The organism is Sphingopyxis sp. FD7 (genome assembly GCF_003609835.1).
In the GTDB taxonomy this organism is placed as follows: domain Bacteria; phylum Pseudomonadota; class Alphaproteobacteria; order Sphingomonadales; family Sphingomonadaceae; genus Sphingopyxis.
Window position 1 is genome coordinate 2947253 of the sequence record NZ_AP017898.1, and the last position, 24049, is coordinate 2971301.

A 24049-nucleotide genomic window follows, 5' to 3' on the forward strand; every position below is an offset into this window, starting at 1 on the left:
CCGAAACGCGCGGCTTTTGTGCCACAGCTGTCAAAGGTGACAGCTTGACTTCGCCCGGCAAGAAAAAGGGGCGGGACCATCGGCCCCGCCCCCCATCTCACGCTGTCGGCGCGGTTCAGAATTTGCCGCGCAACGTCACGCCATAGGTGCGCGGTTCGGCGAGGAACTGCGAGAAGAGTTGACGCCCGCCCGGATATTGCGGGTCGGCGAAGGCGGTGCCGGTCGACGTCGCGCCTTCCTGGAACGGCGAGTTGAACGCGACCTGAGCATATTGTTTGTTAAAGATATTCTGCCCCCAGAACTCGATGCCCCATGTCTCGTCGGGGCCGCGAATGCCGATGCGCGCGTTGAAGATCGCATAGCCGTCCTGTCCCTTTTGCGGGAACAGGTCCGACCCGGTGTTATAATCGCTGGTCATGCGGCCATCGACATAGACGAGGCCGGTCAGCCCGCTGCTGCCGATGTCGGGGGTCCAGGCGACGCTGCCGGTGGCGACCAGTTCGGGCGCGTTCGACAGATTGTTGCCCGGCAACAGGCGCAGCGCCTGATCGAGCGGCGCGCCCGAATCATTACCTACCAACTGGCCGCGATATTTGGTCTTTGCATAGGTCAGGCCTGCGGTCATGCGGAAGTCCCGCGCCGGAACGAGCGAGGCTTCGAGTTCGAAGCCCTGCGACCGCACGCCGTGGCTGACGTCGCCGGCGGGACAGGCGCCGGTGGTCGCCGCTGCGCTGTTGTAGTTGGGCGCACCGAGAAACTTGCTCTGGTCGCGGTCGCCGCCGGCCAAGTCGCTGTCGCAGCCGTTGATGTTCTGGACAAGGAAGACGGAGCCGTTGAATGTGTTGAGCTGGAAGCTCGAGAAGTCCGACCGGAAGAAGGTCAGGCCAAGGCCGAACGGGCCGGTCGCATATTTGGCGCCGATTTCATAGCTGTCGACCGTTTCGGGGTCGAACTGCAGATTGCCGACCAGTGCTTGCGCGCCGCCGACGGCAGCAAAGCTGGAACTGGAATCCGCTCCGGCCAGAATCACCGGCGGCTTCAGCGCCGAGCGGTCGAGGTTGAAACCGCCCGCCTTATAGCCGCGCGAATAGCTAGCGTAGAGCATCAGGTCGTCGACCGGCTTGTAAGACAGGATCGCGGTGCCGGTCCATTCGTCCTCGCTCCTTTTGTCGCGAATCGACACGCCGTTCAGTTCGGAGGTTGAGTTGCCCTGACAACTCAGGCCCAATATGCCCGCGGCGGTGGCTGCGAGCGGGCCGCTGAGCAACGGCTCAAACAATGCCTGATTGGCGACGCAAGCAGTATTGTCGTTGGTGAAGGTCGCCGAAAACTTCTTCTTATCGTTGGTGTACCGGACGCCGAAGGTGAAATCGAGCTTGTCGGTGATGTGAAAGATATTGTGCGTAAACAACGCCCAATTCTCGCCGTTCTGGCGATAGACGTCGTTTATGCTGCCCCGGTCGCTGATCGACGCCAGGTTGTTCACCCCAGCCAAGATCAGCGGACCGACGCCGGTCGGCAGCGTCGGGATCAGGTTATTGCCCAGCGCGAATTGTCCCGTGGGGCTAATGCAGTTGGTGGTGCTGGGGTCGTAGAACGGCACCAGTGTAGACCCAGTGACGAGACGGCACGCCGCGAACTTGCCATAATCCTCACCGAAGCGGAGATTGTCGCGCACGCGCAGCTTTTCATTGGCGTAGAAGCCGCCGACGAGCCAGTCGAGCTTGCCGTCGAAGGCTTCGCCCTGAAGGCGCAGTTCCTGCGTGAAAGTGTGGAACTGGCGATAGGCGTCGGCATCGGGCGCGCGATAAAGGATATCGACCGTGCCATAATCGACGTCGCCCGCCTGGCTCGACCGGTACTCGCGATAGGCGGTAATCGAGGTCAGCGTCGCACCACCGAAATCATAGTCGATCTGGCCCGAGAAGCCATAATCCTTTGTCTTGCCGGCATAGCTGCGGCCGGGAGTCACCGAAATGTCGCGGCCATAGCCCTGGTTGAAGGCGCCCAGGTCCTGCCCGAGATCGGCGAGCACGCGCACGATATTGTTCGTCGTGGCCGACGCCGGGACGCCCGGATTGTTGAGGTTGCCGATGTACGGATTGACGCTGCTGTCGATATAGGTCGCCGCACAGCATTCTTCGTCGCGATAGGTATAGTCGGCGATCAGCCGGATCGACAGCGCATCCGTCGGTTCGAACAGCAATTGCCCGCGCAGGAAATAGCGGTCGCGATTGTTGACATCGCGATTGTTTGCGGCGTCGTCATAGAAACCGTCGCGCTTGACCCATACGCCGTCGATACGCGCGGCGAGCGTGTCGCTGATCGGGCCGGTGACGCTGCCGCCGAGGCGCCAATAGTCATAATTGCCATAGGTGACTTCACCCGTGGCGCCGAACTGGAAATCGGGCTTTTTCGAATAGATGCTGATCAGACCTGCCGACGAGTTGCGCCCGCCGAGCGTGCCCTGCGGGCCGCGCTGCACTTCGATGCGGTCGATTTCGCCCAGTTCGTTGAGGCCGATGCCCGAACGCGAGCGATAGACGCCGTCGATGAAGACGGGGACCGAGCTTTCGAGGCCGGGGTTGTCGCCGACCGTGCCGATGCCGCGGATACGCGCCGAACCATTGGCTTCCGAGCCGGTCGACGAAACGAGCAGCGACGGCGCCACCTGATTGAGCTGGCGAATGTCGTTCGCGCCACTGTTCTGGAGCGTTTCGGCGCTGACCGCCGAGATGGCGACGGGCACGTCGGACAGAAGCTGCGAACGGCCTTGCGCGGTGACGACGATCGGCGCGTCGCCGCTGTCTTCGGTCGCGGTGTCGGCCGCCGTGTCGGCGCCGCTGTCCTGCGCCAGCGCGGGTGCCGCGACGCTCGCGATGGCGATCGACACGCCCATCGCCGTCGTGCGCAGCAAGCGGGCAGCATGAAGGGAAGATGATTTCATTTCGGGCACTCCTCTCAACATTTCATTATTTTTGTTGCGGCGGGAACATAACCCAATTGCGCCGCCATTCCAGCGAAACGCCAGCATTTGCGTCGTTTTTGCCGGGGTGATGCTTTTTGGCCACAGGCCGGAACCAGCCTGAAGACCTAAGGCGCAGCAGCAGCCGGGCGTGCCGTAGCGTCACCCGCCGCGTGGCCGGGACAGGGGAAATCGAGCCGTCGCCCGCCTGCCACGAGCATCGCCCGATAGGGGCCGCCGAAATTGGCGGCGACGGCCGGGTCATCCGCCGCCAATCCACCCGCGAAACTGCCAAAGGCTGGAAGGATCAGCCGCCGCTCGTCGCCGACGAAACAGGCGCGCGCAACGCGACGGCCACGGATATGGCTGCACAATTTGGGATGGAAATGCCCCGATATTTCGGGCCGCCCCTCGCCCCGTTCGGCCTGGTGGCGAAAGACGATGCCGTCGACCAGCAGTTGGTCGGCGACCGTGCCGCCCCACGCGCCCGCGCTGAGCCCGTCGTGATTGCCCGCGATCCAGACGAGCGCCACCGATCGCGCCTGTCGGGCGAGCCGGTCGGCAACGGCGGGGACGATGCGCGCGGCGGCATCGCGGTCGTGGAAACTGTCGCCGAGGCACCAGATCGCGCGCGCGCCGGTGCGCGCGCCAAGCGCGGCGAGCCGGTCGAGCGTGTCGTGGCTGTCATAGGGTGGCAGCGGCTGGCCGCGGGCCGCATACCAGCTCGCCTTTTCGAGGTGCAGGTCGGCGACGATCAGCGCGCCGTGGCGCGGCCAGAACAAGGCGTTTTCGGCCAGCATCTGAAAATGCTGGCCCGCAAAGTCGAAGGGCGCGGCGGCGGACATTCGCTTCCTATGGCAATGCCCCCACGCCACGGCAAGCGACTACCCCCCGAACGCGCCCCCATTCGCCGCGAAGCGCTGCCCCGCGTTGCGGTGCGCGCGTTCGGGCAGGTCGAAGACGACGCGCTTGTTCGGAAAGTCGATCTCGATCCGGTCGAACAGCGACAGGCTGTCCATGCCGAGGAGCAACGCCGGGCGCTCATCGAGCCCGAGCGCGCGGAACGCCTGACTGTCGGCGAAGCTGACGGGAAGATCGTTGATGTCCATGCCGTTGATGACGATGCGCTTGATCGCGGTGCGCGTCGCCTGCACGTCCTCACCTGTCACCGCGGCGAGGGTCGTCGGCAGGAAGGGCAGCCGGTTCGCGCGCTTTTCGGCCACCAGCCGTTGCAAAGCGAGGTTGCCGACGCTGGTTTGGGCGCCGGTGTCGACGATGACGTCGATGCGCCGGCCGTTCAGCCGCGCGTCGGACAGGATCAGCCGCCCCGCCGAATTGCGCGCCGTGACGACGATGGCGTCATCGTCGCGGATCACGGGCCGCGCGCGCTTGCGCGTTTCCAATATCTCCATCGTCTCGTCGCGGAAATCGATGAGCACGCGTCGTTCCTCGAGCATATCGACGCCGATCAGCCCCGCCGCGCCGATATGGCGGCCGTGAAACGCCGGGACATTGACCTTGGCCAGATGCAGCCTGGTCATCTGGAGCGCCGCGACATGATAGCTCGGCACCGTCGCCGATCCGCCGATCGTCGCCATCCGCAACTTTTCGCCCTCGACAAGCCCCAGCCGGTCGGCGAGTTCGCGCGCGATCACCGTGCGTTCGGCGCCGGTGTCGACGAGAAAGGAAAAGGGGCCCTTGCCGTCGATCATGACCTGAACCGCCATGCGCCGCGTCGCGTCGAGGTCGAAGGGTTCGATGAAAGGCACGACCCCGACCGGCGGCGCGCCGGATTCGGCCGCCGGGCCGGGCGTCGCCGCGGGAGAAGGCGGCGTCGCGGGAGAAGGCGTTGCGCTGAGCAGCAGCGGCGCGGCCGCGGCGAGCAGCGCCGCAAGGATGGGCCGTCGGACGGAACGGGTCATCGCTGGCATCCTCTTTCCATATTTTGTCGCAGCCTACGCCTCATCGCGGTCGTCGGCAAGCGAAACGCCCGGCGTCTCCGGCGCGTCAATCCGCCCGCATCGCGGTGCGGGCGAGCGTGTCGGCGAGCTCGCCGAGCAGCGCATCGTCGAGGTCGGACGCCGCGACGCTTTCGCGCCCGATGAGCACGAGCACGGGAATGGCGAGCGGGCTGATGCGATCGAGCCCGACATGCCGCATCGTTCCTGCCGCGCGGTCGAGCAGATCGCCCAGCCGCGCGACGTCGGTGAGCCGCTCGCGCGCGTCGGCCCACGCCGCTTCGAGCAGGAGATGGTCGGGTTCATATTTGCGGAGCACATCGAAGATGAGGTCGGTCGAAAAAGTGACCTGCTTGCCCGTCTTGCGCTTGCCGGGATGCTGGCGCTCGATCAGCCCGCCGATCACCGCGACCTCGCGAAAGGCGCGCTTCAAAAGATGCGAATTTTCGACCCATTCGACAAATTCGTCCGACAGGATTTCGGCGTCGAACAGCGTTTCGGGGCGCGTCACCGGCTGGAGCGACCAGATGGCCAGCGCATAGTCGGAAGCGACAAAGCCCATCGGCTGCATCCCCGCGCGGTCCATCCGCTTGGTGATGAGCATCCCGAGCGACTGGTGCGCATTCCACCCTTCAAAGGGATAGGTGACGAGATAGTGCAGCCCTTCGTGCGGGAAGCTTTCGACGAGCAGTTCGCCTGCGCGCGGCAGCGCCGACCGCAATTGCTGCATCTCCAGCCAGAAGCGCACGTCATCGGGAAAGCGCGACCAGCTCGCGGGATCGGCAAGGAAGCCGCGCACCCGGTCGGCAAGCCGCGTCGAAAGCGCCATGCGCGCGCCCATATAGGATGGAATGCGCGCGGGCCGCGTCGTCGCGCGGACGATCAGGTCGGTGTCGCGGATCGATTCGACCTCGAGGCTCAAGCCCGCAAAGGCAAAGGTGTCGCCGGGGACGAGCGTGCTCGCAAAATATTCCTCTACGCGGCCGAGGCGGCGGCCGTTCCTGAAGCGCACATCGAGCGTCGGCGCATCGACGATGATGCCCGCGTTGAGCCGGTGCTGCGCGGCGAGCCGCGGGTGCGAAATGCGCCAGCCGCCGTGCCCGTCGGGCGCAAGGCGGCGGAAGCGATCATAGCTTTTGAGCGCATAGCCACCGTCGCGCACAAAGCCGAGCAGGCGGGAAAAGACTTCGGCGTCGATCCACTGATAGGGCGCGGCGCCGCGGATCTCGGCGAGCAGCGCCTCCTCGCGGAACGGTGCGGCGCAGGCGAGCGCCATCACATGCTGCGCGAGCACGTCGAGCGCGCCGGGGCGGAAGCGGTCGGCGTCGCGCTCCCCGGCCGCCACGGCATCGAGCGCCGCGCGCGCCTCGAGATATTCAAAGCGGTTGCCCGGCACGATCAGCGCGCGGCTCGGCTCGTCGAGGCGATGGTTGGCGCGGCCGATGCGCTGGAGCAGGCGCGACGATCCCTTGGGCGCGCCCATCTGGATCACGCAATCGACGTCGCCCCAGTCGAGCCCGAGGTCGAGGCTGGAGGTCGCGACGAGCGCGCGCAGCCGCCCTTCGGCCATCGCTTGCTCCGCGCGCTGGCGCGCCTCGATGTCGAGGCTGCCGTGGTGGATCGCGATCGGCAGGCCGAAGTCGTTGACCTTCCACAGCTCCTGAAAGATCAGCTCGGCGAGGCCGCGCGTGTTGCAGAAGATGATCGTCGTGCGGTTGCGCGCCACCTCCGCCATCACCTGATGCACCGCCCAGCGCCCCGAATGCCCCGCCCAGGGCACCGCGCCTTCGGGCAGCAGGATGGAAATGTCGGGGTCGGCGCCCGCCTCGCCCTCGACCAGCGCGACCTTGTCCGCGTCGGCATCGGGCGCGAGCCAGGCGCGATATAGGTCGGGGTCGGCGATCGTCGCCGACAGGCCGACGCGGCGGAGGCCGGGGGCGATCGCCTGAAGCCGCGACAGCGAGAGCGACAGCAGGTCGCCGCGTTTGCCCGGCGCAAAAGCGTGAATCTCGTCGATCACCACCGTCTTGAGGTCGGCGAACATCGTGAAACTGTCGGGGTAGGAGATCAGCAGCGACAACGATTCGGGGGTGGTCAGCAAGATGTTCGGCGGCCGACTGCGCTGGCGCGCCTTTTTGTCGGACGAGGTATCGCCGCTGCGGCTTTCGACGCTGATGGCCAGCCCCATGTCGGCGATCGGGCCGAGAAGATTGCGTTCGACGTCGGCCGCGAGCGCCTTGAGCGGCGAGACATAGAGGCTGTGCAGCCGGTCGGAGGGATGCGCGGCGAGATCGACGAGGCTGGGGAGGAAACCCGCAAGCGTCTTGCCCGCGCCGGTCGGCGCGACGAGCAGCGCGTGCTCGCCGCGCGCCGCCGCGCCAAGCATTTCGGCCTGATGCCGCCTGAGCCGCCACCCGCGCGCGGCGAACCAGTCGGCGAAGGGGGTGGGAAGGCGCATGGCACAGATGTGGCGACCGCAGCGCGAGGGGGCAAGCGTTTCGGGTGACGGCAGTTCGGGATGGTCGGGGTGGCGCGTGGCCGGAAGCGGCCGGTAGTTGCCATGGCCGCGCAGGCGGGTTTGAATAGGATTCGCGCAGAGATCGCAGAGAGTCCCGGTGAAAGGCTCGCGCGCGGAGTCGCGGAGAGGAACGCTCGCCGCGAAGCGGCTTTCTTTCTCAAACGCCGCCAGACGTCGGGAGGCAGGAGTGGAGAATGGGCCTGTCGGCCCGATCCGACCTCTCCGCGTCTCCGCGTCTCCGCGTGAAGAATCTACTCGGCGATCTCTGCGCGAATCTCCCCTTTTCCAAACGGAAGCGGTCATTCGATCGGCATTACGAAGCGGAAAGGCAGCCCCCCATCCCCGCCATCGTCCTCACATCCGCGCCGCCATCGCTTTCAGCAACCCGCGCCAATGCTCACCCAGCCGCCGCTGGAACAGCATCAGTTCAAAGCCGTGGCGCGCGACATGCTTCTGCGGGATGCTGTCCCAGCCGCGATGTTCGACCGTCACGCGCGTTTCGGGGCCGAGCGCCTCGAAGCGGACGTCGACCTCGGTTGCCTGATCCTCGCGAAAGCTTGGCAGGCGCCAGCCGAACGCCAGCCGCTCGCCGGGCAGCCAGTGGCGCACCGGGCCGATTTCCCACTCGCGGCCATCGTCGAAGCGCGTGACGAGGCGGCCACCCGGTCCCGCGGGATCGAAGCGCAGCGTCCCGTCGCCACGCCGGCTGAGCTGGAACAGCGGATGGCTTTGCCACCAGATGCCGATGTCGCGGGTGAAGGCCGCGAAGGCCGCTTGCGGAGTCGCCGCGACGCGCAGCGCGACGATCACCGCGGCGCTCATGCGTCCCCCTCGACATGGGCCTTGAACGCGGCGAGCTGGCGCGTCCACAGCGCCTCGGTTTCGGCAAGCCATTGCCTGAGCTCCGCCGTCGCGCCGTCCTTCAGCGAATAGATGCGCACGCGTGCGTCGAAGGCGGGGTGGCCATCCTCAACCAGCCCGCCCTCCTTCAGCGCCTTCAGGTGGCGGCTCATCGCGGGCGGCGCAAGACCAAGCTCGCGCGCGAGTTCGCCCGCGCTGCGTGGTTGCTGTCCCAGCAGTTCGATCGCGCGCCGCCGCACCGGGTCGGCGAGCGCGCCGAGCGTCCGGTCGAGCGCCGCGCTCAATTGTCGAGCCGCGTCTTGGTGGTGAAGCCGCCCGCGGCGTCCCATTCGGCCGCGCTCTTGACCTCGACCGTCACGCCAAAGGTCCAGATATGCCCCTCCGGATCCTTGGCGCGATAGGTGCGGTCGCCATAGAATTGCGTTTCGGGGTCCGCGACAATCTCGGCCCCGGCGCCGCGCGCGCGCTCGCAATGCGCGTCGATGTCGTCGCCCGCCGCAAGCTGGACATGGACCGACTGCGTGTTCTTGCCGCCGAGATTGACGGGGCTGCGATGGTCGTCGGACCATTCATTGCCGACCATGACCACCGAATCGCCGAAGCTCATTTCCGAATGCGCGAGGTTGCCCGCTTCGTCGAGCAGCACGAACGCGGGCTCGAACCCGAAGGCCACCTCCAGCCAGCGGAACGCCGCCTTGGGATCGCGATAGGTGACGGCGCTCGAAAGCCCCTTGGAACGTGGATGGTCGACCATGTCTCGTCTCCCGATGCTCAATTGATTTCTCATATATATAATATTTTCGTAGAACTGCAAATACATGCTTTGTGCCGCAAACCTGTTAAGCGAAGCCGATGACCGATGATCTTCGCAGCCATATCGACGAAGCGATGACGCTGGCGGCAGCGCAGCTCGGCAAGGGCCGCGTCGCCGACTATATTCCGGCGCTGGCTAAGGTCGATCCGAACCGGCTGGGTTTCGCGCTCGCGCTCCCCGACGGCAGCGTCCACACATCGGGCGACGCCGACGAGCCTTTTTCGATCCAGTCGGTGTCGAAGGTGTTTACGCTGGCGCTCGCGCTGCGCCGGATCGGCGGCGCCTTGTGGGACAGCGTCGGGCGCGAGCCGTCGGGCAGCGCGTTCAATTCGATCGTCCAGCTGGAAAGCGAGGCGGGCATCCCGCGCAATCCGTTGATCAACGCGGGGGCGATCGCGACGACCGACCGGCTGATCGACGGGCGCGACGGCGATACGGTCGCGGACGAGATCGTCGATTTCATGCGCGCGCGGGCGGGCGACGAAAGCGTCGCGATCGACCTCGATGTCGCCTTGTCCGAATCCGAAACCGGCGCGCGCAACCGCAGCCTCGCGCATTTCATGGATGCGTTCGGCAACCTTCGGCATCCGGTCGAAACCGTCGTCGGCGTCTATTTCCGGCAATGCGCGATCGCCATGTCGTGCCGCCAGCTCGCGCGCGCCGGGCTGTTCCTGGCGATGGCGGGGCGCGATCCGCGGACCGGCGAGCAGCTGATCGACGCGCACCGCGCGCGGCGCATCAACGCGATCATGATGCTGTGCGGTCATTATGACAATTCGGGCGAATTCGCCTTTCGCGTCGGCCTGCCCGGCAAGAGCGGCGTCGGCGGCGGCATCCTGTGCATCGCGCCGGGGCAGGGGTCGATCGCGGTATGGTCACCGGGGCTGAACGAGGCGGGAACCTCGCTCGCGGGCGCCGCGGCGCTCGAACATTTCGCCTATGCCGCGGGGTGGTCGGTGTTCGATTGACGGTGGGGCGGCATTGGGATGGATTCCGGGCCTTCCCTCATCCGTCATCCCGGCGAAGGCCGGGATCTCGCCCTCTCGGTTTGCCGCACCGGCGAGATCCCGGCCTTCGCCGGGATGACGATGGAATAGAAATCCGCAAACGGTCCACACCCGCCGCTGCCGCGAATCACCCGCGCGCGCCGAACAGCGCGGTGCCCACGCGCACGTGCGTCGCGCCCAGCATCACCGCGGTTTCATAATCGCCGCTCATCCCCATCGAACGCAGCGGCAGGGCGTGGCGCTCGGCAAGTTCGTCGAGCAGCGCGAAAAAGGGCGCGGGTTCCTGTGTCGCGGGGGGGATCGCCATCAGGCCCGCTATCGCCAGCCCCGCATCCTTCGCTTCGGCGAGCAACGCGGGGAGGTCGGCGACGGCACAGCCGCCTTTCTGCGCCTCGTCGCCGATATTGACCTGGACGAACAGCTGCGGTTGCCGCCCCGCCTTTTCGCACGCCTTCCCCAGCGCCCGCACGAGCGAGGAGCGATCGACCGAATGGATCGCGTCGAACAGGGCCACGGCTTCGTCGGCCTTGTTCGATTGCAGCTGGCCGATCAGGTGGAGCACGACGCCGGGCGTTTCGGCGCGCAGCGCAGGCCATTTCGCCGCGGCTTCCTGCACGCGATTCTCGCCGAAATGGCGCTGGCCCGCGGCGATCAGCGGACGGATGGCGTCGGCGCCGTGCGTCTTTGACACCGCGATCAGGCAGATGTCGCCCGCCCCACGCTGCGCGCGCCGCGCCGCGTCGGCGATATGTCCCTGCACCTCGGCCAGCCGGTCTGCTGCGTCGCTCATCGTCTCATTCCCATCGGCGCGTTGCGCGCGCTCGCGACGCGCCTATAGAAAGCGCGATGCGCGCGCGCCACCCTCTACGGCCCAAAGTTCCGGGCATCTGGCTGTTCAGCGACGAGCGGGCGCGGGCCGGTCCGCTGGCGCTCGCGGCGCTGCTGCCGCCCGGAAGCGGGATCGTGCTGCGCCACGATCGCCTGCCGCCGCGCGCGCGCTGGCGGCTGCTGCGGCAGCTGATTCGCCTGGGCCGGACGCGCGGCCTGACCGTGCTGCTGGCCGGAACACCCGCAATCGCGCGGCGCTGGGGCGCCGATGGCGTTCATCTGCGCCAGCGCGACGCGCATCGGGCGCGCCAGGCTCACGCGCTCGGCCTGATCCTCACCCTGCCCGTCCATGACGCGCACGAGGCGCGGCGCGCGCGGCGCGCGGGAGCGCACGCCGCCTTCGTCTCGCCGCTCCATCCGACGCGCTCGCATCCCGGCGCGGCCGCACTGGGGCGCGCGGCGTGGCTGCGGCTCGCGCGGCTGTCGGGCGGCCAGCCGGTCGCGCTCGGCGGCATGACCACGGCGCGCGCGCGTCGGCTCAACCGCGCGAGTAGAATCGGCGCGGGCTGGGCGGCAATCGATGCGTGGGAGGAAAAGGCGGCCAAGAGATCTTCAAGGCTGCGTTGAGATTTGGTTCGGGGCCGCTCCGGGCCCAATATCAATGCAGGCTCAGAAGCGGAACGCCGTCCCGACATAGACCGCCTGGCTGTCGCGGCGCGAATCGGTCAGCGGCTCGAAGCGGTCGTCGGCCTTGTACCGCACGCCCGCGGTGACATCGATATTCTTCGTCAGGCGATAGCTGGTGACGACATCGACCGCGGACGCTTCGCCGGGAGCGGTGACGCGATCGGTCGCACCGCTCGGGTCGCTGGGGCGGTTGACCATGCGCGTGGCGAAGCGCGACTTTTTCTCGGCCTGTTCGGGCGCCCTGGCGACCGGCAGGTTGCGCAGGTCGGTGCCGCGCGGCAGCGTCGGCGTGACGAATTTTTCAAAGCCCACCGACGCGCCGAGATCATATTTCACCGGAGCGATCGCCACCGGCGCGGTGCGTCCCGCCGCGAGCCCCGCGGTGCGCGCCGCGCTCGACGCATCGTCGCGCGCGCGGATCACGACAGTGATCGCGCGATTCTTGCGCCCGTCATCGGTGAGCGCGGGGGTGAAACTGAAATTGCGGCGCTGTTCGGCCGACATCTTGTTGTAGCGCGCGATCAGCCGTTCGTCGCCCGACGCCGGAGTGAACTGGCCCAGAAGGGTTTCCGACAGCGCGGTGTCGCGCAGCCGGTCGCTGCTCGACATCGCCGCGAGCGCGGGCGGAAGCGCAAGCATACCCACCGCCAAAGCGGTGAGCCCTGCTTTCCAATAATGTCGCGATGTGCGCGCCATCGTCCTGCGACTCCAACCCCAATCGACTCGTCAGATAGGCCCGTTGGTGTAACATTTCCAGTGATTCGGGTCATATCATCGTGACCGAAGGGCATTTCGCCAGAAAATGTTGCGCATTCGTCACACCGCGCGCCTCGACTGACCCGAAGCTGAACGGCCGCGCAGCGCAAATTGCCGTGCTTGCCGGACGGCGGCAAGGGCGATAGAGACGCTGGCAATTCCGTATGCACGGGCGGTTTGCGAAGCTGCCCGGTGCCCAAGAGATAAGGTGTATCGGCATGTTCCAGCTTTCCGTCCCCGCCAGCCCCGGCCGCCGCGCGGCTTCGCTTGCGCTGATCGGGCTTGCGGCGCTCGGCCTTGCGGCCTGTGCGAACAACGACCGTCCGCGCGCCGATCTTGCCGCCAGCCAGGTGACGACGATCGGCGTGAACAGCTATTTGTGGCGCGCCTCGCTCGACGCGCTGTCGTTCATGCCGCTGCTCCAGGCCGATTCGGCGGGCGGGGTCGTCATCACCGACTGGTATGCCAACCCGTCGAACCCCGGCGAGCGGATGAAGGTCACCGTGTCGATCCTCGACCAGGATCTGCGCGCCGACGCGCTGCGCGTCGCCGCCTCGCGTCAGGTGTCGCAGGGCGGCACCTGGGTCGATGCGCCGGTGCAGGCGGCGACGGTGCAGAAGCTCGAGGAAATCATCCTCACCCGCGCGCGCGACCTGCGCCGCTCGGCCATCCGGGATTAATTTGCGGCGCGCTGCCGCGCGCTCGCCCAGACAGACTGACGGGGTAACCGACACATGACCCGCGAAACGCGCTTCGGCGCCCTCGCCGCCGACGCCCGCTGGCAAAAGGCGTGGGAGGCGGCGAACAGCTTTGCCACGACCGACGGCGGCGACAGGCCGAAAGCCTATATCCTGGAAATGTTCCCCTATCCGTCGGGGCGCATCCACATGGGCCATGTCCGCAATTACGCGATGGGCGACGTGCTCGCGCGGTTCAAGCGGATGACGGGGCACGATGTGCTGCATCCGATGGGCTGGGACGCCTTCGGCATGCCGGCCGAAAATGCCGCGATGGAAAAGGGCGTCCACCCCGGCGGCTGGACGCGCGCCAATATCGACGCGATGCGCGCGCAATTGAAGCGCCTCGGCCTCGCGATCGACTGGAGCCGCGAGCTGGCGACCTGCGAGCCCGATTATTATGGCCAGGAACAGGCGCTGTTCCTCGACCTCCATGCCGCGGGGCTCGTCTATCGCAAGGAAAGCTACGTCAACTGGGATCCCGTTGACATGACGGTGCTCGCCAACGAACAGGTCATCGACGGTCGCGGCTGGCGCTCGGGCGCGCTCGTCGAGAAGAAGAAATTGTCGCAGTGGTTTTTGAAGATCACCGACTTCGCCGACGAACTGCTCGAAGGCCTGGGCAGCCTCGACAGCTGGCCCGACAAGGTGCGGCTGATGCAGGAAAACTGGATCGGCAAGTCGCAAGGGCTGGAGTTCTCGTTCAAGCTGGCGGGCGGCGCGCCGGGTTTCGACGTGTTCACGACGCGCCCGGACACGCTTTATGGCGCGAGCTTCGCGGCGATCTCGCCCGACCATCCGCTCGCCGAAAGGCTGGCGAAGGATTCGCCCGAACTGGCGGCCTTCATCGCCGAATGCCGCCGTCAGGGCACATCGGCCGAGCAGCTCGAAACCGCCGAGAAGCTGGGCTTCGACACCGGCCTGGCGGTCGAGCATCCGCTCGACCCCGACTGGCACCTGCCCGTCTGGGTCGTCAATTATGTGCTGATGGACTATGGCACCGGCGCGATTTTCGGATGCCCGGCGCACGACCAGCGCGACCTGGATTTCGCGCGCAAATATGCGTTGCCGGTGCACCGCGTGATCGCCGACGGGGATGAGACCGCTCAGCATTTCACCGGCGACGAAGCCTATACCGGCCCGGGCAAGCTCGTGAACAGCCACTTCCTCGACGGGATGAGCATCGACGAAGCGAAGGCCGCGGTCATCGCGCGCGCCGAGCATGAGGGCTGGGGCAAGGGCACGACCGTGTGGCGGCTGCGCGACTGGGGTGTGTCGCGCCAGCGCTATTGGGGGACGCCGATCCCCTTCATCCATTGCCCGGCGTGCGGCACCGTTCCCGTGCCCAAGAGCCAGCTTCCGGTAAAGCTGCCCGAGGATGTCGATTTTTCGGTCCCCGGCAATCCGCTGGATCGCCATCCGACGTGGAAGCATGTCCAATGCCCGAGCTGCGGCGGCGAGGCGGTGCGCGAGACCGACACGCTCGATACCTTCGTCGATTCGAGCTGGTATTTCCTGCGCTTTGCATCGTCGCCGTCGGACCGGCCCTTTGACCCTGACGTCATCCGCCGCTGGCTGCCCGTCGACCAATATATCGGCGGCATCGAACATGCGATCCTCCACCTGCTCTACGCGCGCTTCTGGACGCGCGCGCTGAACAAGCTGGGAATGATCGACATCCAGGAGCCGTTCGCGAGCCTGTTCACGCAGGGCATGGTGACGCACGAAACCTATAGCCGGCCGCAGGGCGAGGGACTGCCGCCGCTCTTTTTCACGCCCGACGAAGTCGAGCGCGGCGCCGACGGAGCGACGCTGATCGCCGACGGCGCCCCGGTCGAGGTCGGCCGCGTCATCAAGATGTCGAAGTCGAAGAAGAATGTCGTCGATCCCGACGCCATTCTCGACCAATATGGCGCCGACGCCGCGCGCTGGTTCATGCTGTCCGACAGCCCGCCCGAGCGCGACCTGCCGTGGAGCGAGGCGGGGATCGAGGGCGCGTGGCGTTTCGTCCAGCGGCTGTGGCGGCTGTTCGGCGAGACCGCGAATGTCGGCGACGGCGGCGAAGACAAGAGCCTTGCCCGCAGGCTCCACCAGACGATCGCCGGAGTGGCCGCCGATATCGAGGCGCTGGGCTTCAACAAGGCGGTGGCGAAAATCCACGCGCTCGCCAACGAGATCGAAAAGGCCAGGCCTTCGGCGACACGCGCCGAGGCGTGCCGCACCCTGATCCTGCTCGTCGCGCCGATGATGCCGCACCTGGCCGAAGAGGCATGGGCGGCCTTGCCGGAGGGCCAGCGCACGACCACGCTGGTCGCCGACGCCGCATGGCCGGCCGCCGATCCGGCGCTGCTCGTCGACGACGAGGTGACGATCGCGATCCAGATGGCCGGCAAGCTGCGCGACACGATGACGGTGGCGAAGGGACTGGACAGGCAGGCCCTCGAAGCCGCCGCGCTCGCGCGCCCGCGCATCGTCGAACTGCTGGCAGGCGCGACGCCCAAGAAGGTGATTGTCGTTCCCGACCGTTTGGTGAATATCGTTCCCTGATGGCGGCCGGGAGCGGAACCTTTCATTTCCGTTCGCGTCGAGCGAAGTCGAGACGCCCATCGTTCGTGAGCGGCCTCATGGTGTCTCGACTTCGCTCGACACGAACGGGGATAAAGGTCCATGTTGTTAACGATGCGTAGCCTCCTCATCTCCGCCCTCGTTGCCGCCTCGCTGACCATTGGCGGCTGCGGCCTGCGTCCGCTTTACGCCAATGGCGGCGGCGGCGCGGTGGCGCAGACACTCGCCGACGTCGATGTCGCGCCGATCGCGGGGCATGAGGGCTGGCTCGTCCGCAACGCGCTGCGCGACCGGTTGCGCCCGACGCAGGGCGGCGAAGGCGCTGGCAAGCGGCTGCGGCTCGACGTGCGGCTCGAAGATTCGATCACGGGGTTCGGGGTGCGCGCCGACGATGCGGTGACGCGCGAGCGGCGGACGCTTCGCGCGCGCTATCAGCTTGTCGACGCCGCGACGGGCGAAGTGTTGCTCGACGCGACCGCCGCACAGGACGCGGGCATCGACGTCGTCGGCAGCGAATATGCGACGATCGCCGCCGAATCGACCGCGCTCGAACGGCTCGCCTCGGGCATCGCCGATCAGATCGTCGCGCGCCTCGCCGTCTATGCGAACCGCGGCGGCGGCCAGCCGACCGACGGCGCGGCCCCCGCCGGGCAATGAAGAGCGTCAAGCCCGCCGATCTCGAACGCCAGACGCGCCTCGACCCCGCGGTGCGGCTTGTCCTCCTCACCGGTCCCGACGAAGCGACGATGGGCGCGGTCGCGAACCACCTCGTCGGCCTCGCGGGCAAGGAGGCCGAGCGGCTCGACCTGACGAATATACAGCTGGCACAAGACCCGTCGCTGCTCGCCGCCGAGGCGGCGTCGATGTCGCTATTCTCGCCTGCCCGCCTGATCCGCCTCGACCTCACCGGCAGCGGCGACGACAGCCTCGCGGCGGTCGAGGCGTTGCTCGCCGCCGACACCGCGATCAACCCGGTGATCGCGACCGGCGCGTCGGTTACCGCCAAGTCGAAACTGGTGAAGCTGGTCGAGGGATCGAGCCATGCGGTCGCCGCCATCTGTTACCAGCCCGACCGCCGCGCGCTCGTCGGCATCGCGATGGCGGCGGCGCAGGACCAGGGACTGCGCCTCGCCAATGCCGAGGCGCAATTGCTTGTCGATCTGGTGTCGGGCGACCAGGCGCTGATGCGCCGCGAGATCGAAAAGATTGCGCTCTATCTCGACGCGGCCGCCGACCGCCAGCGACAGGTGACCGCCGCCGACATCGCCGCGCTGGGCGCCGCGACGCACGAGGAGGATGTCAGCGCGTGCATCAACGTCGCGCTGGGCGGCAAGGTGCGCGAACTGCCCGACATGCTCGCCACCGCGGCCGCGGTCGGCGTCGCCGAAATCCGCATCATCCGCGCGCTCGCGATCCGCGCCATGCAACTTGCGCGGCTGCGCGCCGAGGTCGACGGCGGCGCGCATCCCGCGACCGTCGTGTCGGCGCGCAGCAGCGGCGTGTTCTGGAAAGAACAGGCGGCGGTGACGGCGCAGCTCCACCTCTGGGATTCGGTGCGCATCGCCCGCCTGATGAGCCGACTGCTCGACTGCGAGCGCGCGCTCAAAGCATCGGGCACCGCGGGCGCCGTGCTGTTCCGCAAGCTGATGACCGACATCGCGCACCAGGCCGCGCGCGCGCGGTAGCGGTAATCGTCCCTCCCCTTTTCGTCATTCCGGCGAAGGCCGGAATCTCGCCGTAGCCGATCAATGCGGCGAGATCCCGGCCTTCGCCGGGATGACGATCAAAGAAAAGTCTGGGCTATCGTCGCGCGATCAGAATATCCCCGCCGCCAGCCCTTCGGCGAGCGCGGCGCCGAGATCGCGGGCTTCGGCAAGGCGTTCCGGCGGAATCGTCTTTGGCGCCAGGATCGCCTCGGGCGTCTGTGCATGGGTGTTGACGATCACCGGATCGGCGACGCGCCGGAGCCGCCAGCCGGTCGCGATGCGGTCGAGCTGGCGCTGGGCGCTTTCGCCGTCGGAGCCCGCGCAGATGATCGTCGCATAGGGGCGGCCCTCGATCCGGCCGAGGCAGGGATAATAGGCGCGGTCGAACATCTCCTTCATCGCGCCCGACAGCGCGGCGAGATTTTCAGGGCCAACGAACAGATAGCCCGCGGCCGCGAGCAGCATATCGGGGGTGACATCGGCCGCCGCGACGCGCTGCGCCGCCCCGCCCGCCCCTTCGGCCGCGGCCCTGGCGAGCGCTTCGCTGCCGCCGGTGCGGCTGTGCCATGCGATCAGCAGGGGCGGCGCATCGTCCATCGCCCCTGCTTGCCAAGCGCGGCGACGCGGCGCAAGCTGCACGGAAAAGAGGGAGGGACCAAATGCGCCGACTGATGACCCTGTTGTTCGCGGGCTGCCTGCCACTCGCCGCACATGCGCAGGACGCCGCGAGCGAGGCGACGCGCACCGCGCAGGCCGAGCTTGCCAAGCGCCTGCCGCTCGGCGACCCGCGCGACGAAGCGAATGCGACGCGCGGCAAGCTCGCCGAAATTGCGGATGGCGTGATTACCGGCAAGGACGGCGCGATCATCTGGGACCGGCGCCCCTATGCCTTTCTGGAGGCGCGCGAGGCGCCCGATACCGTCAACCCCTCGCTGTGGCGACAGGCGCGGCTCAACGCCGTCCACGGGCTGTTCGAGGTGGTGCCGGGCCAGATCTGGCAGCTGCGCGGTTACGACCTGTCGGTGATGACGGTGATCCGCGGCCAGACCGGCTGGATCGTCGTCGATCCGCTGTTGTCGGAGGAAGCCGCGGCGGCCGCATGGAAACTGTTTGCCGACACGATCGAAGCCAGGGAAGGACGGCGCCCGATCAGGGCCATAGTGTTCAGCCACAGCCACAGCGACCATTTCGGCGGCGTCGGCGGCATCGTAACGCCCGAACAGGTCGCGCGCGAGAACATCCGCATCATCGCCCCGCACGGCTTTTCGGAAGAAGCGACGTCGGAAAATGTGCTCGCGGGCGCGGCAATGGGGCGGCGCGCGCTTTACATGTTCGGCGCGATCCTGCCGCCGGGGCCGCGGGGACAGGTCGATACCGGGCTGGGCCCCAAATTGTCGTCGGGGACGATCGGTTATATGGAGCCGACCGAGACGGTGGGCGCCGAGGGCGGCACGCTGACCATCGACGGGCTGGCGTTCGACTTTCTCGACGCGGGCGGCACCGAGGCGCCGTCGGAGTTCGTCTTTTACATTCCTGCTTTCAAGGCGCTGCACACGACCGAAGTCGTCACGCACAACCTGCACAATATCCTGACCCTGCGCGGCGCGCAGGTGCGCGACGCGCTGCGCTGGTCAAAGGTGATCGACGCGATGCTGCTGAAATGGGGCGGGGTGGCCGAGGTCGCGCTGGCATCGCACCACTGGCCGACGTGGGGCGCGGACGAGGTGCGCGCCTTGCTCGCGAACCAGCGCGATGCCTATCGCTATGTCCACGACCGCACGCTCTTTCTCGCGAACCGCGGCGCGACGCTGCACGAGCTTGCCGACGCGACGGCGGAGGCGCCGGTGCAGGGCCGCGATTTTTCGACGCGTGGCTATTATGGCACGCTCAACCACGACATGAAGGCGGTCTATCAGCGCTATTTCGGCTGGTGGGACGGCAACCCCGCCAATTTCAACCCGCTGCCCCCCGAACAATCGGCGCCCAGATATGTCGCGCTCGCGGGCGGCGCCGACAAGCTGCTCGCGGCGGGGCGCAACGCGATCGCGGCGGGCGAATATCGCTGGGCGGCCGAACTGCTGAACAGGCTCGTCTTTGCCGAACCGGGCAATCGGGCGGCGCGCGACGCGCTCGCGTCGGCCTATGACCAGCTCGGCTATCAGGCCGAATCGGGGGCGTGGCGCAACTATTATCTCGCCGCCGCGGCCAGTCTGCGCGGCAATGCCGCCGAGGCGGCGACGAGCAACGGGCAAAGCCGCTCGTTCGTCAGCGCGATCCCCACCGCGGTCTTTTTCGACGCGCTCGCGGCGCGCTTCGATGCGGCGAAGGGCGCCGCGCTCAACGGCACCTTCCAGTTCGTGCTCCCCGACAGCAAGGAAAGGGTTGCGGTCGTCGTCGGCGGCGGTGTCGAGTTTCCCCGCTATGGCGTGACCGACCCCGCGCCGACCGCGACGATCACCATCGACCGCAAGACGCTCGACGATGTGATGCTGGGGCAGGCGCAGTTTCCCGCGCTGATGCAGTCGGGCGCGATCCGCATCGAGGGCGATCGCCTCGCCTTTCTGACGTGGTTCGCGCTCCACCCGCCCGCCGACCCGCGCTTCAATATAGTTGTGCCGTAACCGCATGACCCGCTAACGAAGGCGCATGACCGACACCCCCGCCGCGCACCCGACCGATCCTTTCGACGCCGAGGCGCTCAACGCGGCCGAGGGGCTTGACCCTGTCGATCCCGCCTATGCCAGCGTGCTGCGCATCGCGACGGCGCTCAACCTGATCCCGCTCGCAATCGGCGCCAGCGTCCTCGACTATCTGCTGATCCGGCATGTCGAGGGCCCCTATGGCCTGCTCACCGCGCTCGCCTGGCTCGCGGCGATCGTCATCATCCTTGGCTATCCCGCGCGCCGCGTGTCGCGCTGGGGCTACCGGATCGGCGATGGGCAGCTCCGCGTCGCGCGCGGCTGGCTCTTCCGTACCGACACGATCGTCCCCTTTGTGCGCGTCCAGCATATCGACGTCGGACAGGGGCCGATCGAACGCTGGTTCGGCCTGTCGCACCTGATCGTCCACACGTCGGGGACGCACAACAGCACGGTCACGCTGCCCGGCCTGCCCGCCGACCTTGCCGCGGCGATGCGCGAGACGATCCGCCGCCATATCCAGACCGATTTTACATGACCGAGGCCGCGACCGCGATTTCCCAAACCGGCGAAGGCGGCGAAGCGGCCGATTGGCAGCGGCTGCACCCCGCAACGCTCGCGCTCGCCATCGCCGGGCTGGGGCCCCGATCGCTCAACCTCCTGCCCGCGGTCGCGGCGCTGGGCTTTACCGGCAACTGGATGTGGATCGTTCCCGCGATTCTGGCCTTTCTGCTGCTGTCGCTCGTCACCGCATGGTTCCAGTGGCTGCGCTTCCGCTTCCGTGTCGGCGACGACGAGCTGGCGATCGAAAGCGGCGTTTTCGCGCGCCAGCACCGCACCATCCCCTTCGACCGCATCCAGGACGTCAGCATCGAACAGGGCCTCGTCGCGCGCGCGCTCGGCATCGCGAGGGTGGGGTTCGAGACGGGCGCGGGCGGTCAGGAGAATGACGCCCATCTCGATTCAATCGGACTGGACGCGGCGCAGGCGCTGCGCAGGGCGATCCGCGCGCATCGCAGCGGCGCGGTCGCGGCGCCCGTTTCCGATTCGCCGGAGAGCGCGGCCGCCGACGCGGACCGGCTGCTCTTCGCGATGGGGCCGCGACGGCTGCTGGTCGCCGGGCTGTTCAATTTCTCGCTCGCCGCGCTCGCCGTCGTCGGCGCCGCGATGCAATTTTTCGACGGGCTGTTGCCGTTCGATTTCAACATCTTCAACCCGATGGACTGGATCGACCTTGCCGAGGATTATGGGCTCGATCAATGGCTGCTCGCGCATCGCTGGGTCGCGGGGATCGGCGCGGCGGCGTCGTTGCTGCTCATCGGCTTTGCGAGCGGCGTCGCGACGATGTTTTTCGCCAACTGGAACTTTCGCCTGACCCGCGAGCCGCGCACGCTCCGCCGCACGCGCGGCTTGACGACGCGCACCGATGTCGCGGTGCCGGTGCGCCGCGTGCAGGCAGCGATCCTGATCACCGGCTGGTTTCGCCGCCGCTTCGGCTGGCACGAACTGAGGCTCCAGAGCCTCGCGAGCGACGGCGAGAAGGAACGCGACCATCAGATCGTTCCCTTTGGCCGCTTCGCCGAAATCGATCCCGTGCTGGCCGAAGTCGGCGTCGTGCGGCCCGACGAGATGACCGATTGGCACCGGAGCCACGGCGTCGTCGCGCTCGGCGGGCTGGTCGGGGCGCTGTTCGCGGCGCTCGGCGGGCTGACCGCGATGCTGTTCGGCCAGCCGCTCGGCGGGCTGGGGGTCGCCGCAGGCACATTGATCGCGGCCGCGTCGCTGTTCGGCGCGCGCTTTCATCGCTGGGCGGAGATGGACGATCAGCTTGCCATCCGCCGCGGCTGGTGGACGCAGCACACGACGCTGCTCCCTTACGCTTCGGTGCAAAGCATCGACCTCAAGAGCGATTTCATCCAGCGCCCGCTCGGCCTGGCGACGCTCGTGTTCGGCGTGCCGGGGGGCAGCGCGCTTGCGGCGCACGCGATTCCGGCGATCCCGGCGGCGACCGCGCACGCGCTGCGCACGCGCATCCTCGCCGCACGGAGTCGGCGATGAGCGAGGCGGCGCTGGGCATCACCCGCTCGATCGCGGGCCAGCCGTGGCGCTGGCGGCGCGCGAGCGCCGACATGGTCGGCGAGAATCTGGCACCCGACGACCTTGTCACACAGTTGCTGCTCGCGCGCGGGGTTGCGCGCGACGACCTCGAGCGCCAGCGCACCCCGACCTTGCGCGGCTTCATGCCCGACCCGTCCTTGTTCCGCGACATGGACGCCGCCGCCGCGCGGCTCGCCGATGCGGTCGAAAGGCACGAGGCGGTGACGATCTTCGGCGATTATGACGTCGACGGCGCGACATCGGCCGCGCTGCTCGTCCGCCTGCTCCGCGCGCTCGGGCTGCCGGTCGGCGCCTATATCCCCGACCGTCTGATGGAAGGCTATGGCCCGTCGGGCGCGGCGCTGGTCAGGATCGGCGAAGCGGGGTCGAAGCTGGTCGTCACCGTCGATTGCGGCGCGCAGGCGTTCGACGCGATCGCCGAGGCCAATGCGGCGGGGGTCGAGGTGATCGTCGTCGACCATCACCAGTGCGCGACCGCCCTCCCCGCCGCGCTCGCGCTGGTGAACCCCAATCGGCTCGACGAGGCGCCAGAGGCGGCGGTCCACGGCAATCTGGCGGCGGTCGGCGTCGCCTTCCTGCTCGGCGCGGCGCTGCTCCGCACGCTGCGCGCGCGCGGCTTTTTCACAAGCCGCGACGAACCGCCGCTGATCGACCTGCTCGATCTGGTCGCATTGGGCACCGTCGCCGATGTCGCGCGGCTCACCGGCTTCAACCGCGCGCTGGTGACGCAGGGACTGAAGGTGATGGCGCGGCGCGGCAATATCGGCCTCGCTGCGCTGATGGACGCGGCAAGGCTCACCAAGCCGCCGGGCGCAAGCGACATGGGCTTTGCTCTCGGCCCGCGGATCAACGCGGGCGGGCGCGTCGGCAAGTCGGACCTTGGCGTCCGCCTGCTGACCACCGACGACCCGCAGGAAGCCGCCGACATCGCGCAGCAATTGTGCCGCCTCAACGAGGAGCGCCGCGCGATCGAAGCAGCCGTGCTCGACGAGGCGCTGGCGGCGAGTGCTGCGTGCGGCAATGCGCCCGTGGCGGTCGTTGCCGGTGAAGGCTGGCACCCCGGCGTGATCGGCATCGTCGCCGGGCGGCTGAAGGAACGGCTGCACCGTCCCGCGGTCGTCATCGCGGTCGACGAGGAGGGCGTCGGAAAGGGATCGGGCCGCTCGATCAGCGGGGTCGATCTGGGCGCGGCGATCCTCGCTGCCAAGGAGACGGGACTGCTCGTCGCGGGCGGCGGTCATGCGATGGCGGCGGGGCTTACCGTCGCGGCGGAGCAGATCGACGCGCTCGGCGCTTTCCTGAACGACCGGCTCGCGGCGGACGTCGAGCGCGCGAGCGGCGAGCGGTCGTTGCTGATCGACGCCGTGCTGGCGCCGCGCGGCATTTCGCGGCTGTGGTGCGACGCGATCGAGAGCGCGGGCCCCTATGGCGCCGGCTGGCCCGCGCCGCGCGTCGCGACCGGGCCGGTACGAATCGTCGAATCGGGGATCGTCGGCGCCGATCACGTCCGGCTGATCGTCGCGGGCGACGACGGCGCGCGGTTCAAGGCGGTCGCCTTTCGCAGCGCCGAAACGGTGCTGGGGCAGACATTGCTCGGCGCGCGCGGACGCAAGCTGTGGCTCGCGGGCCGGGCGAAACGCGACGATTGGGGCAGCCGCCCCGCCGCCGAGCTGCACCTGGAGGATGCCGCCTGGGCCGACTGAGTCCGCGCGCCCGCGCGCCCGCGCAACATTTTTGCGCCGCACCGGCCGTCGCACGCTTGACCGCGCGGGAAGGCGCGTCTAAGGCGCCGCTTCACCGATCAGACGGCCCCTTCGTCTAGCGGTCTAGGACGTCGCCCTTTCACGGCGAAAACACGGGTTCGAGTCCCGTAGGGGTCACCATCGGCGG

At 67.9% G+C, this 24049-nt stretch carries 20 protein-coding genes and 1 tRNA gene; 11 read left to right on the top strand and 10 right to left on the bottom strand.

The genetic code is table 11. The features are described 5' to 3' along the window. Positions 1 to 115: 115 nt before the first annotated feature. From SPYCA_RS14180 to SPYCA_RS14210, 7 genes are all read right to left on the bottom strand, one after another. Positions 116 to 2947, bottom strand: coding sequence for a TonB-dependent receptor (locus SPYCA_RS14180; protein WP_120221398.1), 2832 nt, complete (start codon positions 2945 to 2947; stop codon positions 116 to 118). Between the two features lie 146 nt (positions 2948 to 3093). Beyond that, positions 3094 to 3810, bottom strand: a complete 717-nt coding sequence (gene pdeM, locus SPYCA_RS14185; protein WP_120221400.1) for a ligase-associated DNA damage response endonuclease PdeM — start codon at positions 3808 to 3810, stop codon at positions 3094 to 3096. Between the two features lie 39 nt (positions 3811 to 3849). Continuing rightward, complete coding sequence (locus tag SPYCA_RS14190; RefSeq protein WP_120221402.1) at positions 3850 to 4887, bottom strand: retroviral-like aspartic protease family protein; 1038 nt, start codon at positions 4885 to 4887, stop codon at positions 3850 to 3852. An 85-nt stretch (positions 4888 to 4972) separates the two neighbouring features. Further along, positions 4973 to 7381, bottom strand: a complete 2409-nt coding sequence (locus SPYCA_RS14195) for a ligase-associated DNA damage response DEXH box helicase (protein ID WP_120221403.1) — start codon at positions 7379 to 7381, stop codon at positions 4973 to 4975. Positions 7382 to 7795: 414 nt separating this feature from the next. Beyond that, a complete protein-coding gene (locus SPYCA_RS14200) occupies positions 7796 to 8263 on the bottom strand; it encodes an SRPBCC domain-containing protein (RefSeq protein ID WP_120221405.1) in 468 nt (155 codons plus the stop codon). Then, on the bottom strand, positions 8260 to 8586 hold the full coding sequence (locus tag SPYCA_RS14205; protein WP_120221407.1) for an ArsR/SmtB family transcription factor: 327 nt from the start codon (positions 8584 to 8586) through the stop codon (positions 8260 to 8262). Before SPYCA_RS14205 ends, SPYCA_RS14200 begins: the two co-directional genes overlap by 4 nt. After that, positions 8583 to 9056, bottom strand: coding sequence for a VOC family protein (locus SPYCA_RS14210; RefSeq protein WP_120221409.1), 474 nt, complete (start codon positions 9054 to 9056; stop codon positions 8583 to 8585). Before SPYCA_RS14210 ends, SPYCA_RS14205 begins: the two co-directional genes overlap by 4 nt. Positions 9057 to 9154: 98 nt before the next feature. Between SPYCA_RS14210 and SPYCA_RS14215 the strand changes: the two genes are divergently transcribed. Then, entirely contained in the window at positions 9155 to 10084 is a 930-nt protein-coding gene (locus tag SPYCA_RS14215; RefSeq protein WP_120221411.1) for a glutaminase, read from the top strand. A 166-nt stretch (positions 10085 to 10250) separates the two neighbouring features. On the opposite strand, the gene SPYCA_RS14225 is transcribed toward SPYCA_RS14215, so the two are convergent. After that, entirely contained in the window at positions 10251 to 10913 is a 663-nt protein-coding gene (locus SPYCA_RS14225; RefSeq protein WP_120221413.1) for a YggS family pyridoxal phosphate-dependent enzyme, read from the bottom strand. Between the two features lie 56 nt (positions 10914 to 10969). On the opposite strand from SPYCA_RS14225, the gene SPYCA_RS14230 reads away from it, so the two are divergent. Then, complete coding sequence (locus SPYCA_RS14230; RefSeq protein ID WP_120221415.1) at positions 10970 to 11578, top strand: thiamine phosphate synthase; 609 nt, start codon at positions 10970 to 10972, stop codon at positions 11576 to 11578. Between the two features lie 42 nt (positions 11579 to 11620). On the opposite strand, the gene SPYCA_RS14235 is transcribed toward SPYCA_RS14230, so the two are convergent. Further along, positions 11621 to 12334: a hypothetical protein gene (locus tag SPYCA_RS14235; RefSeq protein WP_120221417.1), complete on the bottom strand. Its 714-nt coding sequence runs from the start codon at positions 12332 to 12334 to the stop codon at positions 11621 to 11623. A 278-nt stretch (positions 12335 to 12612) separates the two neighbouring features. Between SPYCA_RS14235 and SPYCA_RS14240 the strand changes: the two genes are divergently transcribed. The 4 genes from SPYCA_RS14240 to holA all read left to right on the top strand — a co-directional run bounded on the left by SPYCA_RS14240 (position 12613) and on the right by holA (position 17381). Continuing rightward, positions 12613 to 13074 (top strand): DUF3576 domain-containing protein, encoded by a 462-nt coding sequence (locus SPYCA_RS14240; RefSeq protein WP_120221419.1) that lies wholly within the window; start codon positions 12613 to 12615, stop codon positions 13072 to 13074. Between the two features lie 54 nt (positions 13075 to 13128). After that, complete coding sequence (gene leuS / locus SPYCA_RS14245) at positions 13129 to 15678, top strand: leucine--tRNA ligase (protein WP_120221421.1); 2550 nt, start codon at positions 13129 to 13131, stop codon at positions 15676 to 15678. A gap of 132 nt (positions 15679 to 15810) precedes the next feature. Further along, positions 15811 to 16353 (top strand): LPS assembly lipoprotein LptE, encoded by a 543-nt coding sequence (gene lptE / locus SPYCA_RS14250; RefSeq protein WP_120221423.1) that lies wholly within the window; start codon positions 15811 to 15813, stop codon positions 16351 to 16353. After that, entirely contained in the window at positions 16350 to 17381 is a 1032-nt protein-coding gene (holA, locus tag SPYCA_RS14255) for a DNA polymerase III subunit delta (RefSeq protein ID WP_120221425.1), read from the top strand. The genes lptE and holA overlap by 4 nt, the downstream gene beginning before the upstream one ends. A gap of 129 nt (positions 17382 to 17510) precedes the next feature. On the opposite strand, the gene SPYCA_RS14260 is transcribed toward holA, so the two are convergent. Next, positions 17511 to 17999, bottom strand: a complete 489-nt coding sequence (locus SPYCA_RS14260; protein ID WP_120221427.1) for a flavodoxin family protein — start codon at positions 17997 to 17999, stop codon at positions 17511 to 17513. 62 nt (positions 18000 to 18061) lie between these two features. Between SPYCA_RS14260 and SPYCA_RS14265 the strand changes: the two genes are divergently transcribed. From SPYCA_RS14265 to SPYCA_RS14280, 5 genes are all read left to right on the top strand, one after another. Then, a complete protein-coding gene (locus SPYCA_RS14265) occupies positions 18062 to 20023 on the top strand; it encodes an alkyl/aryl-sulfatase (protein ID WP_120221429.1) in 1962 nt (653 codons plus the stop codon). Between the two features lie 25 nt (positions 20024 to 20048). Beyond that, positions 20049 to 20579, top strand: a complete 531-nt coding sequence (locus SPYCA_RS19615) for a PH domain-containing protein (RefSeq protein WP_232003334.1) — start codon at positions 20049 to 20051, stop codon at positions 20577 to 20579. Further along, entirely contained in the window at positions 20576 to 22099 is a 1524-nt protein-coding gene (locus tag SPYCA_RS14270; protein WP_232003336.1) for a PH domain-containing protein, read from the top strand. The genes SPYCA_RS19615 and SPYCA_RS14270 overlap by 4 nt, the downstream gene beginning before the upstream one ends. Continuing rightward, positions 22096 to 23862, top strand: coding sequence for a single-stranded-DNA-specific exonuclease RecJ (recJ, locus tag SPYCA_RS14275; protein WP_120221433.1), 1767 nt, complete (start codon positions 22096 to 22098; stop codon positions 23860 to 23862). The genes SPYCA_RS14270 and recJ overlap by 4 nt, the downstream gene beginning before the upstream one ends. 104 nt (positions 23863 to 23966) lie before the next feature. Beyond that, positions 23967 to 24042, top strand: a tRNA-Glu gene (locus tag SPYCA_RS14280). The last annotated feature ends 7 nt before the right edge of the window (positions 24043 to 24049 follow it).

Excerpts from the sequence above, each read along its gene's own strand:
- SPYCA_RS14230 (WP_120221415.1), top strand. The coding sequence starts at position 10,970 with ATGCGCGCGCGCCACCCTCTACGGCCCAAAGTTCCGGGCATCTGGCTG.
- SPYCA_RS14180 (WP_120221398.1), bottom strand. The coding sequence starts at position 2,947 with ATGAAATCATCTTCCCTTCATGCTGCCCGCTTGCTGCGCACGACGGCG.
- SPYCA_RS14195 (WP_120221403.1), bottom strand. The coding sequence starts at position 7,381 with ATGCGCCTTCCCACCCCCTTCGCCGACTGGTTCGCCGCGCGCGGGTGG.
- SPYCA_RS14215 (WP_120221411.1), top strand. The coding sequence starts at position 9,155 with ATGACCGATGATCTTCGCAGCCATATCGACGAAGCGATGACGCTGGCG.
- recJ (WP_120221433.1), top strand. The coding sequence starts at position 22,096 with ATGAGCGAGGCGGCGCTGGGCATCACCCGCTCGATCGCGGGCCAGCCG.
- SPYCA_RS14200 (WP_120221405.1), bottom strand. The coding sequence starts at position 8,263 with ATGAGCGCCGCGGTGATCGTCGCGCTGCGCGTCGCGGCGACTCCGCAA.
- SPYCA_RS19615 (WP_232003334.1), top strand. The coding sequence starts at position 20,049 with ATGACCGACACCCCCGCCGCGCACCCGACCGATCCTTTCGACGCCGAG.
- SPYCA_RS14270 (WP_232003336.1), top strand. The coding sequence starts at position 20,576 with ATGACCGAGGCCGCGACCGCGATTTCCCAAACCGGCGAAGGCGGCGAA.
- SPYCA_RS14190 (WP_120221402.1), bottom strand. The coding sequence starts at position 4,887 with ATGACCCGTTCCGTCCGACGGCCCATCCTTGCGGCGCTGCTCGCCGCG.
- SPYCA_RS14235 (WP_120221417.1), bottom strand. The coding sequence starts at position 12,334 with ATGGCGCGCACATCGCGACATTATTGGAAAGCAGGGCTCACCGCTTTG.
- SPYCA_RS14265 (WP_120221429.1), top strand. The coding sequence starts at position 18,062 with ATGCGCCGACTGATGACCCTGTTGTTCGCGGGCTGCCTGCCACTCGCC.
- leuS (WP_120221421.1), top strand. The coding sequence starts at position 13,129 with ATGACCCGCGAAACGCGCTTCGGCGCCCTCGCCGCCGACGCCCGCTGG.
- lptE (WP_120221423.1), top strand. The coding sequence starts at position 15,811 with ATGCGTAGCCTCCTCATCTCCGCCCTCGTTGCCGCCTCGCTGACCATT.
- SPYCA_RS14260 (WP_120221427.1), bottom strand. The coding sequence starts at position 17,999 with ATGGACGATGCGCCGCCCCTGCTGATCGCATGGCACAGCCGCACCGGC.
- SPYCA_RS14210 (WP_120221409.1), bottom strand. The coding sequence starts at position 9,056 with ATGGTCGACCATCCACGTTCCAAGGGGCTTTCGAGCGCCGTCACCTAT.
- SPYCA_RS14225 (WP_120221413.1), bottom strand. The coding sequence starts at position 10,913 with ATGAGCGACGCAGCAGACCGGCTGGCCGAGGTGCAGGGACATATCGCC.
- SPYCA_RS14240 (WP_120221419.1), top strand. The coding sequence starts at position 12,613 with ATGTTCCAGCTTTCCGTCCCCGCCAGCCCCGGCCGCCGCGCGGCTTCG.
- holA (WP_120221425.1), top strand. The coding sequence starts at position 16,350 with ATGAAGAGCGTCAAGCCCGCCGATCTCGAACGCCAGACGCGCCTCGAC.
- pdeM (WP_120221400.1), bottom strand. The coding sequence starts at position 3,810 with ATGTCCGCCGCCGCGCCCTTCGACTTTGCGGGCCAGCATTTTCAGATG.